Annotated in this window: 13 protein-coding genes and 1 pseudogene; 6 read left to right on the forward strand and 8 right to left on the reverse strand. The window is 56.9% G+C overall.

The window, feature by feature from the left end:
- The 3 genes and pseudogenes from ACR0BK_RS15040 to ACR0BK_RS15050 form a co-directional block, all read left to right on the forward strand.
- Positions 1-98, forward strand: a pseudogene (locus ACR0BK_RS15040) (IS5/IS1182 family transposase); the annotation flags it as partial.
- Positions 99-126: 28 nt separating this feature from the next.
- Positions 127-342, forward strand: coding sequence for a hypothetical protein (locus ACR0BK_RS15045; RefSeq protein ID WP_480519976.1), 216 nt, complete (start codon positions 127-129; stop codon positions 340-342).
- The gene (locus tag ACR0BK_RS15050) at positions 335-736 is read left to right on the forward strand and encodes an ATP-binding protein (RefSeq protein ID WP_480555245.1); all 402 of its coding nucleotides are present in this window, start codon (positions 335-337) and stop codon (positions 734-736) included. The genes ACR0BK_RS15045 and ACR0BK_RS15050 overlap by 8 nt, the downstream gene beginning before the upstream one ends.
- On the opposite strand, the gene gyrB is transcribed toward ACR0BK_RS15050, so the two are convergent.
- Together gyrB and ACR0BK_RS15060 are read right to left on the reverse strand one after the other, a co-directional pair.
- On the reverse strand, positions 659-3,076 hold the full coding sequence (gene gyrB / locus ACR0BK_RS15055) for a DNA topoisomerase (ATP-hydrolyzing) subunit B (protein ID WP_480474814.1): 2,418 nt from the start codon (positions 3,074-3,076) through the stop codon (positions 659-661). The genes ACR0BK_RS15050 and gyrB overlap by 78 nt on opposite strands.
- 114 nt (positions 3,077-3,190) lie before the next feature.
- The gene (locus ACR0BK_RS15060) at positions 3,191-3,763 is read right to left on the reverse strand and encodes a TetR/AcrR family transcriptional regulator (protein WP_480555246.1); all 573 of its coding nucleotides are present in this window, start codon (positions 3,761-3,763) and stop codon (positions 3,191-3,193) included.
- A gap of 100 nt (positions 3,764-3,863) precedes the next feature.
- Here ACR0BK_RS15060 and ACR0BK_RS15065 point away from each other — a divergent pair, with 100 nt between their 5' ends.
- Positions 3,864-4,430, forward strand: a complete 567-nt coding sequence (locus ACR0BK_RS15065) for a carboxymuconolactone decarboxylase family protein (protein WP_480555247.1) — start codon at positions 3,864-3,866, stop codon at positions 4,428-4,430.
- Here the strand turns inward: ACR0BK_RS15065 and recF are convergent.
- From recF to mutM, 6 genes are all read right to left on the reverse strand, one after another.
- Positions 4,427-5,524, reverse strand: coding sequence for a DNA replication/repair protein RecF (recF, locus tag ACR0BK_RS15070; RefSeq protein WP_480555330.1), 1,098 nt, complete (start codon positions 5,522-5,524; stop codon positions 4,427-4,429). The two genes, ACR0BK_RS15065 and recF, sit on opposite strands and share 4 nt — an antisense overlap.
- A gap of 57 nt (positions 5,525-5,581) precedes the next feature.
- Positions 5,582-6,703 carry a DNA polymerase III subunit beta gene (gene dnaN, locus ACR0BK_RS15075; RefSeq protein ID WP_480483945.1) on the reverse strand — a complete coding sequence of 374 codons (1,122 nt, stop codon included), beginning with the start codon at positions 6,701-6,703 and terminating at the stop codon, positions 5,582-5,584.
- Between the two features lie 224 nt (positions 6,704-6,927).
- A complete protein-coding gene (dnaA, locus tag ACR0BK_RS15080) occupies positions 6,928-8,313 on the reverse strand; it encodes a chromosomal replication initiator protein DnaA (RefSeq protein WP_480488104.1) in 1,386 nt (461 codons plus the stop codon).
- Positions 8,314-8,868: 555 nt separating this feature from the next.
- Complete coding sequence (gene rpsT, locus ACR0BK_RS15085; protein ID WP_039541017.1) at positions 8,869-9,132, reverse strand: 30S ribosomal protein S20; 264 nt, start codon at positions 9,130-9,132, stop codon at positions 8,869-8,871.
- Between the two features lie 225 nt (positions 9,133-9,357).
- Positions 9,358-10,134, reverse strand: a complete 777-nt coding sequence (locus ACR0BK_RS15090; protein WP_480555249.1) for an enoyl-CoA hydratase — start codon at positions 10,132-10,134, stop codon at positions 9,358-9,360.
- A gap of 66 nt (positions 10,135-10,200) precedes the next feature.
- The gene (gene mutM, locus ACR0BK_RS15095; RefSeq protein ID WP_480555250.1) at positions 10,201-11,052 is read right to left on the reverse strand and encodes a bifunctional DNA-formamidopyrimidine glycosylase/DNA-(apurinic or apyrimidinic site) lyase; all 852 of its coding nucleotides are present in this window, start codon (positions 11,050-11,052) and stop codon (positions 10,201-10,203) included.
- An 86-nt stretch (positions 11,053-11,138) separates the two neighbouring features.
- Between mutM and ubiE the strand changes: the two genes are divergently transcribed.
- Together ubiE and ubiB are read left to right on the forward strand one after the other, a co-directional pair.
- On the forward strand, positions 11,139-11,891 hold the full coding sequence (ubiE, locus tag ACR0BK_RS15100) for a bifunctional demethylmenaquinone methyltransferase/2-methoxy-6-polyprenyl-1,4-benzoquinol methylase UbiE (protein ID WP_480474807.1): 753 nt from the start codon (positions 11,139-11,141) through the stop codon (positions 11,889-11,891).
- Between the two features lie 3 nt (positions 11,892-11,894).
- Positions 11,895-13,430, forward strand: coding sequence for a 2-polyprenylphenol 6-hydroxylase (gene ubiB, locus ACR0BK_RS15105; protein WP_480555252.1), 1,536 nt, complete (start codon positions 11,895-11,897; stop codon positions 13,428-13,430).
- The last annotated feature ends 50 nt before the right edge of the window (positions 13,431-13,480 follow it).

Here is a 13,480-nt window from a genome sequence, read left to right on the forward strand (position 1 = left end):
TCAAAGACTGGAGACGCGTGGCAACCCGCTACGACAGGTGTCCCAAGGTCTTCCTCTCGGCCATCGCGCTCGCAGCCGTCGTCATCTACTGGTTATGAATCCTGACCCTAGTAGGGATAAGCATCTGTGGCCAATGAAAAAATCAAGACGGCTACCGAAGTTGTCACCGGGTTCATCGACGAGCAAGCGAAGGACGAAGACCTTGATCCTGACACTGTAAAATCGGTCGGCGCACTGCTTCATGAAGGCAAGCTGACCAAGGTCAATCTGCTTCGGCAGCTCGAAGTTCTGCGCAAGGCAGCGATCAATACTCAGGCAGATGAAGGCGGTGCAGATGACTAAGCTGCGTTCCCTCAAAGCCACCGGTTTCCGTGGCGCCCGGTTTGAGTTGCCGCAGAAATTCACCAAGAAACATCGAAGCCTTGCGATCTATGGAGAAAACGCCGCTGGCAAAAGCACGATCACCGACGCGCTGGAATGGTTCATCCGTGACCGGATCATCTTGCGGCATGCCGATATCGTCGGTTTTCTGGACGAAACCAAGGGACGAAAGCGCGAAGCGATAGCGCGTATTATCGGTTTTGACGAGACCATTCAGTTTCGATCAGTCATCCAGCAGTCGCGCAACACCCTGCAAAAATACGGTTCCTACAAACCGTCAGAAATCCAGATTCTCGACGCTCAGTGCGTTTTTCTGGATAAATTCTCGACGAGGTTCGACAACATCACCCATTAGCTTGGTGAACAGATCGTCAGCTTCCACCATATCGTCAACGCGCACTTGCAGCAGCGTGCGTGCATCCGGGTCCAAAGTCGTTTCCCAAAGCTGGCCGGGGTTCATCTCTCCCAGACCTTTGTAGCGCTGCAAGGACAGGCCCTTTTCCCCTTCTTCCAGAATGGCGCGCAACAGGTCCAGCGGACCGTGGATCAATTGGCTACGATCACGGCGGATCAACGTGGCCGAAGTGTTGTAGACCTCTTGCAGGCTTTGCGTGAAGTTGCCTGTTTTGCGCGCTTCTCCCGACCGCAACATCGGGCCGTCCAAGGTGCGAACCTCTTCGACACCACGCAGAATGCGGGCCAGCCGAATTCCGTGATCCTGTGTGATCCGGCCCTGCCAGCCACGCTCATACTCCAGCGCGATCAGGTCCAGACGGGCGGCAACCTTGTCAGCCACCCCTTGCAGGTCTGCGTCCACCGCACCCGGCACAAAGGCACCTGCAACGGCGGCCTGTTCCAGGATGTGGCGCGGGTAGTGCGTCGGGAAGGCGTCCAGAACGCGTTTCAACTGGCGCGCTTCGTCCACCACGCGGGCCAGGTCCTGCCCGGTGATCTCTTCACCCGAACCCAGTTTCAGCACGGCGCCCTCGATCCCCTGGTTGACCAGATAATCGTCCAGAGCCGCCTGATCTTTCAGATAAACCTCTGATTTTCCACGCGAAACCTTATAAAGCGGCGGCTGCGCAATATAAAGATACCCACCTTCGATCAGCTCAGGCATTTGCCGGTAGAAGAACGTCAGCAGCAGAGTCCGGATGTGCGCACCGTCCACATCCGCATCGGTCATGATGACAATCTTGTGGTAACGCAACTTTTCAATATTGAACTCATCACGGCCGATACCCGTGCCCAGAGCCATGACAAGATTACCGATCTCTTGCGAGGACAACATCCTGTCAAACCGCGCGCGTTCCACGTTCAGGATCTTACCGCGCAGAGGCAGAACCGCTTGTGTCAGCCGGTCACGGCCCGTTTGCGCCGACCCTCCGGCTGAATCACCCTCGACAAGGAAGACTTCGGTTTTGGACGGGTCTTTTTCGGAACAATCCTTCAGCTTCCCCGCCAGATAGTTCACATCCATTGCCGTTTTGCGGCGGGTCAGTTCACGCGCCTTGCGCGCGGCCTCGCGCGCCAGTGCAGCTTCGATGATCTTGCCGACGATCGCCTTGGCCTCGGTCGGGTTTTCTTCGAACCACTCGGCAAGTTTTTCGTTCATCAGACCCTCGACCGCTGGGCGAACCTCGGAACTGACCAGCTTGTCTTTGGTTTGCGACGAGAATTTCGGATCAGGCACTTTGACCGACAGCACACAGGTCAGACCTTCGCGCGCGTCATCACCGGTAAAGCTGACCTTTTCCTTTTTCGCGATCCCGCTGGACTGCGCGTAGTTGTTGATCGTCCGGGTTAGGGCACCACGGAAACCCGCCACATGGGAACCGCCATCGCGCTGAGGAATATTGTTGGTAAAGGGCAGTACAGACTCGTGATAGCTGTCATTCCACCACATTGCGATTTCCACACCGATATCGTCGCGCTCGCCCTTGATATAGATCGGCTCGGACATGGCAGGGGTTTTGGACCGGTCGAGGTACTTGACAAACTCCTTGACCCCACCTTCATAGAACAGCTCGGTTTCCAGCCGTTCCGCCGGACGCTCGTCAATCAGGATGATCCGAACGCCCGAATTCAGGAAAGCCAGTTCGCGCAGGCGTTTTTCCAATGTCTCGAATGAGTATTCAAGGTTCGAGAATGTGTCGGTCGAAGCCAGAAACCGCACCTCTGTTCCTGTCCGGTCCCCGCATTCGCCAACAACCTTCAGGTGCTCAACGGTTTCGCCACCTTCAAATCGCGCGATGTGCTCTTTGCCATTGCGCCAGACGCGCAGTTCCAGCCAATCCGAAAGCGCGTTCACCACGGAAACACCCACACCGTGCAGGCCGCCCGACACCTTGTACGAGTTGCTGTCGAATTTCCCACCGGCGTGCAGCTGGGTCATGATGACCTCGGCCGCCGACACGCCTTCTTCCGGGTGGATGTCCACCGGAATACCGCGTCCATTGTCGCTGACCGAAACACTGGAATCGGCGTGAATTTTCACCGTCACATGGTCGGCATGACCCGCCAAAGCCTCGTCAATCCCGTTGTCGACAACTTCATACACCATATGGTGCAGACCCGAGCCATCATCCGTGTCCCCGATATACATGCCGGGGCGTTTGCGAACTGCCTCCAAGCCCTTGAGAACCTTGATAGAATCTGCGCCGTATTCTTGGGGGGCCTGTGCGTCTTCGGACATTCAGTCAGTACCTATATTATTTTGGTAACTTATACGTTTTCTGGTAGGGATTGTCACGCCATCCCCCAATATTTTGTGTTGTTCCGGATCGTTTTTTGCCGCCCGAAAAAGGGATCACAAACGATCGATATCAGAAGCGATATCCGCGGCAATTTCCAACGCGTCGACATCCTTGCGCTCGGCCGACAATCGCAGCCCGAGAATGTCCGACTGATACCGTGCCGCCAGTCGATCCGGATCATGTCCCGCCCCGATTTCACCGGCATCCTGAGCCCTGCGAAACAGATCAGCGAAACAGCCTTTCATTTCCGCCATGTGATGCGCCGCCTGATCCGCAAGGTCATGATCCTTCGCCTTCAACTCGGCATATGTCTTTGCCAACATGCAGGCCTTTGCCGGGGTCTCGACCGCTTCGATCACCAATCGGGGCTGCGCTTTCAGCGCCTCCTTCGGACCCAGTCTCTCTGCCAGGGCCTTTAAGCGCGCCACACCTTCTTGCGTATAACTCTCCAGCGTCAGCGCATAGAGCGCATCTTTCGACCCGAACGCCGCATAAAAACTGCCAGGCTTCAGCTTCAGTTCCCGCTCCAGATCCTTCAGCGATGTACCAGCCCAGCCCTGACGCCAGAAGATATCCTTCGCCTTCGCGATCAACACGTCACGATCGTATGCGGGTTTGCGGGGCATCAGCATCACCAATTTTTGAACGTTCACTCAAGTATATACTTGAGCGTTCACTCAAGAAACCCTAAATACGACCCATCGCGCCAGAAACAGGAGTTCCGACATGGCCAATTTCCCGTCTCACGACCTCGAAACCGCGCCTGAAGCGTCCAAACCGCTGCTGCAAAAGTCTCAGGCCGCTTTTGGTCGCTTGCCCGGCCTGCATAAGGTCATGGCCGAAAGCCCTCAGCATCTGGAAGGCTATCAGGTTCTGCACGGCCTGTTCCTGCAAACTGATTTCGACAATGATGAGAAAACCGTCGTCTGGCAGACCATCAATGTGGAAAACGAATGCCACTACTGCGTGCCCGCCCACACCGGGATCGCCAAGATGATGAAGATCTCGGACGAGATATCGGACGCCCTGCGTAACGAAACTCCGTTGCCTTCAGCCAAACTCGAAGCACTGCGCACCTTCACCCTGCAAGTGATGGAAACCCGCGGCAACCCGACCGAAGACCAGCTTCAGGCGTTCTTTGACGCGGGCTATTCACACCGCGCGGTTCTGGATGTCGTGCTGGGTCTGGCCCAGAAAACCATGTCGAACTACGTCAACCACATGGCCAAAACCCCGGTGGACGAGGTTATGCGCGGCTTTCTGTGGGAACGCAAAGTCAGCGAATCGGCCTAAGCGGTCACGACCGAGCCCTGATCGCTGTCGGTAACGATCAGCGTCTGGGCCCGGTCGCCCATTTCCGCAAACAGCTCAGGCCCGGTGCCCGTCATCCAGGCCTGAGCGCCCAGCGCGCAAATCTCGTCATAAAGCGCTGCACGCCGCCCAGCATCCAGATGCGCGGCCACCTCATCCAGCAGAACGATCGGAGGTGCGCCCAGCATCGCCGCCAGCGCCCGCGCATTGGACAGGATCAGCGACACCAAGAGCGCTTTCTGCTCACCAGTGGAACACTCCCGTGCCGGCACGCCCTTGGCCGCGAACACACCGTACAGGTCGGACCGATGCGGCCCCACCAGGGTTCGGCCCGCTGCCAGATCCCTGAACCGGCTCTCGCTCAACGCGTCTCGCAAATCTTCCGCTGTCACGGGCATTGCGCCTTCGGTTTGCACCAACTCCAGTTCGGCCGAAGGAAAGACCGTTTCCGCCCGGTCCTGCGCCGCCCGTAGAAGATCCAGCGACCTCAACCGCGCGGTATGGATGCGGTGCCCCGTCTCGGCCAACTGCCCTTCAAGCGCGGCGTACCAATGCGCGTCCCTGATCTGCTCTTTCAGCAGACGGTTACGTTCGCGCATCGCTTTTTCATAAATCAGCGATGTTTCGGCGTGGGCCGGGTCAAAACTCAGCGCGATACGGTCCAGAAACCGACGGCGTCCCTCAGCCCCTTCAATCCACAGACGGTCCATGGACGGGGTCAGCCAGACTACCCGTGCAAGTTTCCCCAGATTGATCTGGGTCGCTGACTTGCCATCAATTCGCACCTGTCGCGCTGCGCTGCCCTCGGACCAGGTTTCGATTTCAAACCGCTGCCCCTGAGCGTCCAGCAACCCGGACAGTTTCCAACCCAGCGCCTCGGGCCGACGGGTCATCTCGGCCGCGCTCGCCCGCCGCATCCCGCGACCGGGCGAAAACAACGACACCGCTTCAAGAATATTGGTCTTCCCGGCCCCGTTCGGCCCGTGAATGGCAACCGGTCGGCCGTCCAGAGACAACCGCGCCAGCTTATGAGATCGAAAATGCGAGACCGTTAGCTCGGTCAGGGCCAATCCCATGACCCCTCCCTTCATCTTTTCAAAAATACTCCCGCCGGAGGCATCGCATCCGCGCGATCAGACGCGCATCGGCATGACGACGTATACAGCGCTCAGATCGTTGCCTTCACGCATCAATGTCGGGTCACCAGCCGAGTTGAACAGGAAAACTGCATTCTCACGATCCACCTGAGACGCAATCTCCAACAGGTATTTGGCGTTGAACCCGATCTCCAACCGCTCATCCCCGTAAGCGACAGCCAATTCCTCCTCGGCCGCGCCGCTGTCAGGAGCATTCACCGACAAGATCAGCTTGTCGCCTTCCAATTGCAACTTCACTGCCCGCGACCGTTCCGACGAAACAGTCGCCACGCGATCTACGGCCTGCGCGAATTCAGCAGCATCCACTTCAAGCTTGCGGGTATTTCCTTGTGGGATAACACGTGTGTAGTCGGGGAAGGTGCCGTCAATAACCTTCGACGTCAGCGTGATATCCGGCGTGGCAAAGCGTACCTTGGTTTCACTGACCGAAACGGCGATATCCATCTCGTCGTCATCCAACAGCTTGCGCAACTCGCCCACTGTTTTGCGAGGCACGATCACGCCCGGCATATCCGCCGCGCCATCCGGCAAATCTGCGTCAATTCTCGCTAGCCGGTGGCCATCGGTGGCCACACAACGCAACACTTTTCCACCCTCGGACCCATCCGCCACATGCATGTACACACCGTTCAGATAGTACCGGGTCTCTTCGGTCGAGATGGCGAATTTGGACTTGTCGAACAACCGGCGCAGCAATGCTGCCGACGCGCTGAAATTCGATTGATATTCCGAGGACGCCATCACCGGAAAATCTTCTTTTGGCAGTGTCGCCAGCGAAAAATTCGACCGACCCGCTTCAACTGTCAGCCGTCCTGCGGCGCTGTCAGCAGTCAATGTCACCAGCGCACCGTCCGGCAGTTTGCGCACAATCTCATGCAGGGTTGTTGCCGCGACGGTCGTCGCGCCCGCCTTTTCGACCTGTGCGGGTGCCTTATCGACCACTTCGATATCCAGATCGGTGGCACGGAACTGGACCTGATCGCCTTCGGCCTCGATCAGGACATTGGCAAGTATAGGAATGGTATTGCGACGTTCTACAACGGACTGAGCCTGCGAAACGGCTTTAAGAAGGGTGCCGCGTTCAATGCTGATCTTCATACCCTCAATTCCTCTGACTTGCGTACCGACATGGGCGGGACTGGCACGTTAGCGGTTCCACCCCGAGGCACAAGGATTTTTTACGGATTTCTGGGTTGGAATGTACCAACCGTCAAGTGCGGCGTGCCCCACACGCCTCAGTTCTGGTGCAACCGTGGATTCTTACGCACAAAAAACGCCCCGGCACAGAAGTCCGGAGCGTTTCTTAGCACTACTGGCCCGGTTCAGGCTTCGAGAGAACGGCGCAGCATTTCCACGTCTTCAGCGATCTGACCATCGGTCAGTTTCAGCTCTTCAATGCGCTTGACGCCATGCATGACCGTGGTGTGGTCGCGCCCGCCGAACCGGCGGCCGATCTCTGGCAGCGACCGGCTGGTCAGCTGCTTGCACAGATACATCGCCACCTGACGAGGGCGCGCGTAGGATCGCAGGCGCTTGGGACCGATGATATCAGACATGCGGATGTTGTAGTATTCGGATACTTTCCGCTGAATCTCTTCAACCGTGATCTTACGCTCGGATGCGCGCAGGACATCTGCCAGACAATCCTGCGTCAGCTCCATGTCGATCTCGCGTCCAACCAACGAGGCAAAGGCAAACAGACGTGTCAGAGCACCTTCCAGCACGCGGACATTGGTCGAGATACGATGAGCCAAAAATTCAAGGACGCCATCTGCAATCGTCAGGTCGGGATAGGAACTGCTATATTGCTGGACCTTGTTCTGAAGAATGCCCAGACGCAATTCATAGTCGGTCGGATGCAGGTCAACGACCAAACCACATTGAAGGCGGGACTTTACACGATCTTCCAGATCCTTGATTTCGCCCGGGGCGCGGTCGGCCGAGATGATGATCTGCTTGTTCTGATCCACCAGCGCATTGAACGTATGGAAAAACTCTTCCTGAGTAGAATCCTTTCCGGCAATGAACTGCACGTCATCGACCATCAACACATCGACCGAACGGAACAAATGTTTGAAATCCATCATCCGGCGTTCCCGCAGGGCCTGCACGAAGCGATACATGAACTGTTCGGCTGACAGGTACAGGACATTCAGTTCCGGATGCTTGGTTTTCAGCTCCCAGGCAATTGCGTGCATCAGGTGGGTCTTACCCAGACCCACTCCACCATACAGAACAAGCGGGTTGAATGTTACCGGGCCACCTTCGGACACACGGCGCGCGGCAGCATGGGCCAGCTCGTTGGGTTTGCCCACCACAAAACTGTCAAAGGTGAAACGTGAATCGAGCGGCGCGGCCTGCAACGACTCCAAAGCGTTCTGCGCACTATCCGTCGCCGCTAAGGGTACCGGCTCTGGCTGAGTTTCGGTGACCACCTTGGCTGCGGGCTTGGGACGCGCGGGCGAGTTGGCAGCAACACGGAAGTCCAGACGCTGAACGGTTTCCCCAGCCGTATTCAGCTCGTACAAGATGAGGTCCGCAAAATTCTGGCTGACGTAGTTCCCCATAAAGTTCGTTGGCACGGAAAAAACCGCCACACCATCCTGCAGCTCTTTAAATTCCAGAGGCTCGATCCATGTGGTGTAATTATTCCGACCGACAGCCTTCAGCAATTTGTTACGCAGTAGTCCCCATTTCTCTTGTGTCATTCAGCGCCTCACGCATCCCATTCTTATTGGCCTGTCGGCCTTATCATACGAAGCCGGTTGCCCGGTCTTGCATTCACACGCCCAAAGGGAACCTGTCGCCAAACCTAACGGCTTGGCGGGATTGCCCCTGAAAGTTCGGTGCACCCGGATTTTCGACGCTCAACAATAAATGAGCGTCCCGAAACTCGGGCTGCACGTCACAATCTCAATTTTCAGACAGGGCCGAGAATCCCGGATAATCCGGACTTCGCGGCAGATCGGCAGCCCAGCTTGCGCCAGTCGTCGACGAATGTTTCCTGATCGATCTGATGCCCGTCAGTCCGATCGAGTAAACAGCCTGTCCCCCCAAGCGAGTGAATCGCTGACATCAGTGGTAGCAACTTGAAATGGGGCGCGGCAACGAAACTCTGATATTGACTCGGGTCTTTGGTCGAAAGAATCTCTCGGTTTCGTGAAGGCGCGGTATTCCGGCAACACGAAAAAAGGCGCCGCAATGCGCAGCGCCTTTGACATTAGTTCAGCCTTGCTGACTTGACCTAGGGTAACCCGCAGGCTTCAACCCAGAGCTTTGACCCGGGCCGACAGGCGCGACATTTTACGCGCAGCAGTGTTCTTGTGGAACACGCCTTTGGTGACGCCGCGCATCAGCTCGGGCTGGGCGGCGCGCAGTGCTGCGGTTGCCGCATCTTTGTCACCGGATGCAATCGCTTCTTCGACTTTACGCAGATAGGTGCGGATGCGCGAACGACGCGCTTTGTTAACAGCGAAACGCTTTTCGTTCTGACGGGCGCGTTTCTTTGCCTGGGGCGAATTTGCCATGTGTCTCTGACCTTCGTTCGGTACGGTTATCAAGGGTTGCGCGCCACGGACATATCCGCACCGGATCAGAAATCACGAGTGTGAGTCGGGCCAAGCGGGCCGCACGCGCATGTATTGCGGCGCTCATTACCGAACATTTCAAGGATTGCCAAGCCGATTCTTGGATCTCACAGACCCGGCAAAGAAAAGGCGGGCAACACCCGCCTTTCATTAGTCTCTTGCGTTCTACTTGTCGCGAAACTGCGCAGCCCGCTTTTCAAGAAACGCCGCCATGCCTTCTTTCTGGTCTTCGGTGGCAAACATGGAATGGAAGACCCGACGCTCAAACAGCATACCTTCACTCAGCGGAAGCTCGTAACTGCGATTGACCGCTTCTTTTGCCGCCGCTGTCGTCAGTGCCGATTTCTCGGCTATTTTTTGCGCCGCACCGACGGCTTCTTCGATCAGCTTCTTGGCCGGTACGACCCGGCTGACCAAACCAGCGCGCTCGGCTTCGTCCGCGTCCATGAACCGCCCAGTCAGGTTCATGTCCATCGCCTTGGACTTGCCGACAAAGCGCGTCAAACGCTGGGTGCCGCCCAACCCGGCTATGACGCCAAGGTTGATTTCAGGCTGGCCGAATTTTGCAGTGTCCGCCGCAATGATGAAATCGCAAAGCATTGCCAACTCGCATCCCCCACCCAGAGCATAGCCCGCGACCGCGGCGATGATCGGTTTGCGAATCGCCGAAACCCGATCGTTTGCATCAGCAAAAAGGTTGGTTGTGTAGACATCGACAAAGCTCATCTCGGACATTTCCCTGATGTCCGCGCCTGCGGCAAAGGCCTTGTCCGATCCGGTGATGACGATGCAACGAACCTTGTCGTTGCTGTCCGCCTCTTCCAGCGCGGTACACAACTCACCCAGTAACTGGGAGTTCAGCGCATTCAACGCATCTGGTCTGTCGAGTTTGATTAGGGCGACGTGGTCTTCGATTTCGACGATGATCGTCTCAAAAGCCATGAGAAAAAAGCTTCCGGTTGTTCCGTTCAGTTACGAGTCCTTACCACGCGAATTCTCTGGATCAAGCTATCTTTGGCATTGCGCACAGTAGAAGGATGAGCGACCGGACTGGGTGATTCTCTGGATCAGACCATTGCAACCCTCGGTCCGGCAGGGCTTTCCTTCACGACCGTAGACATCAAAGCTGTGCTGAAAATATCCAAGTTCTCCATCAGCTTGCCGGAAATCCCGCAGGGATGATCCGCCTGCTTCGATCGCGTCCTGCAACACCTTCCGAATGATGGGAACCAGCGACGCGACACGCGCCGCAGAAATTTGCCCTGCTTTGCGACGTGGCGACACCTTGCCGCGATAAAGCGCTTCGCAAACATAGATATTCCCCAATCCGGCAACGATTCCCTGATCCAGCAGGGCTGATTTGACTGGGGTATTCCTGCCTTTGAGCGCCTCAATCAGGTGTTGCTCGTGGAAATCATTGCCCAAGGGCTCTGGTCCCAGAACCGCCAGAAGCTTGTGATCCTCGGCTGTGGCTGTGGGCAGCAGGTCCATCGCTCCAAACCGGCGAGGATCGTTAAAGGTGATACGCGCCCCGTTGGCCATGTGAAAAACAACATGGTCATGTTTCTCAGCGGCAGGATGTTCGCGCAGGAAATGACCTAGTGGATCCCCTGACACCGTCATTCGCCCCGACATCCCCAGATGGATCAACAAGGTCTCGCCACTGCTGAGATCGGCCAGGATATATTTTGATCGCCGCCTTAACCGATCCACCCGCTGCCCGGTCAGCCGTTCTGCCATGCGTTCCGGAAATGGCCAGCGCAGATCCGGGCGGTTCACATCGGCGCGTTCGATCTCGACCCCCTCCATCGCAAGGCTCAGGCCGCGTCTTACGGTCTCGACCTCGGGCAATTCTGGCATTACAGGGCTCCTATTCCAAAGGGCCGCATTGTGCCCCGCTTCCAGAGCCCTATAACAGAAGCGAAATTCGACAAACGGCAAGGCTTATGTCCGACAACAGCGACAACACCACTCATTTCGGGTTCGAAACCGTACGCGAGGCTGACAAGGCCGGGCGCGTGCAGGGCGTGTTCAACTCGGTCGCCTCGAAATATGACGTGATGAACGATGTCATGTCGATGGGTATCCACCGGGTCTGGAAAGACGCGATGATGGACTGGCTAGCTCCGCGTCCCGGTCAGCGTTTGCTGGATGTTGCGGGCGGAACCGGTGACATTTCCTTTCGCTTTCTGAAACGTGCAGGCTATGGCCATGCCACGGTTCTTGATCTGACAGAACCCATGCTGGTCGAAGGCCGGCAACGCGCCGAAGCCGACCAGATGGCCGACAGCCTGAACTGGGTGGTGGGCGATGCCATGGCCCTGCCGTTCGAGGACAACACCTTTGACGTCTACACGATCTCGTTCGGCATCCGGAACGTGACCCGCCCGCAAGAGGCCCTGAACGAAGCCTTTCGCGTGCTGAAACCCGGTGGCCGCCTGATGGTGCTGGAGTTCAGTCAGCTTCCTAATGACGGGTTGCAAAAGCTCTATGACCTCTACAGTTTCAATGTCATTCCACGCATGGGAAAACTGATCGCGAATGATTACGACAGCTATCAGTATCTGGTGGAGTCGATCCGTAAGTTTCCTGATCAGGAAACCTTCCTGAACATGGTCCGAACTGCTGGCTTCGAAAACGCCAAATACCGCAATCTCAGCATGGGTATCGCCGCGCTGCATTCCGGCTGGAAAATCTGACACATGCGTGGCCCACATAATATCATCCGCCTGATCCGAACGGGTGCCACGCTTGAGCGCACCGGTGCCATGAATGTCGTGCTGGATGCATTCGAAGCCCCGCGCCCGCTTCGCGTCATCGCTCATGCTTTGGGCAAACCGTTTCAGTGGCTGGGCTACAAAGGCGACCCGCAGATGCCACCCGCAACCCGTGCCCTGACCGCTTTGGGTCCGGCATATATCAAATTCGGGCAGGTGCTTTCCACCCGCCCTGATGTCGTCGGCAACGAACTGGCAGAACAATTACGTGTCCTACAGGACAAACTCCCGCCTTTTTCCCGGACAAAAGCCATGGCCGAGGTTGAAAAGGAACTTGGACAGCCAGTGGCGGACGTGTTCTCTGAGTTCAGTGAACCTATTGCAGCCGCGTCCATCGCTCAGGTCCACAAAGCCAAACTGGTTAGCACAGGCGAAGATGTCGCCGTCAAAGTTCTGCGCCCGGGGATCGAGCGCGCATTTCGCAAGGATGTGGATGCATTTTATTTCGCCGCTCGCATCGTGCAGCTTTTCGCCCCCGGTGCCCGCCGTCTGAGGCCCATGGAGGTCATTGAACATTTCGACGGCGTTGTTCGGGGCGAACTGGATCTGCGTCTGGAAAGCGCTGCCGCCTCGGAATACGCGGCCAACACAAAAGACGACACAGGGTTCTGGCTGCCGCCCGTCTTGTGGTCACTGTCGGCACGGCGCGTGATGACACTCCGCTGGGCCGACGGTGTTGCATTGGGTGAAAATGACGCACTGGACGCCGCAGGCCACGATCGCCGCGACCTGGCTGAACGTGTGCTGCGTCTATTCCTTCTTCACGCCTTGCGCGACGGCTATTTCCACGCCGATATGCATCAGGGCAACCTAAAGGTCGCCGCCAACGGTGACATCATCGCTTATGATTACGGTATCATGGGCCATATCGACGAATACACGCGCCGGGTCTATGCCGAGATCCTGTTCGGTTTCATCCGCCGCGACTACAAGCGCGTGGCCGAAGTGCATTTCGAAGCCGGTTACGTTCCTGCACATCAGGACGTCGATGAATTCGCCCGCGCCCTGCGTGCGGTTGGCGAACCGATCTTCGGTATGGATGCCTCGCATATTTCGATGGGCCGTTTGCTAAGCTATCTGTTCGAAGTGACAGAGCGTTTTGGCATGGAGACCCGTACCGAGCTGATCCTCCTACAGCGGACGATGGTCGTGGTTGAAGGCGTTGCCCGGTCACTGGATGACCACATCAATATCTGGGAAGTTGCCCGCCCCGTGGTCGAAGATTACATTAAACAATCCATCGGCCCGCGCGCCGCGCTTCGTGACTTCGCCAAAACCGCTTTGGTTCTGGCACGCTTTGGTCCGCGCCTGCCGACATTAGTCGAAAACGCGTTGATTGCACAGACACACAAAGAAGAACCGGAAAACTCGGGTCTTTTGCCAAAAATCCTGCCAGCCGCTCTCGGTGCAGTTGCCGGCGCAGCCATAGTTTTGTTGATCACGACACTCGGCTGGTTGTGATCCGCAGCTTCATCTGGCTGAAAATATCCTCGGGGCGGGAATCGCGCCTT

It is taken from the genome of Ruegeria sp. AF1 (genome assembly GCF_056542125.1).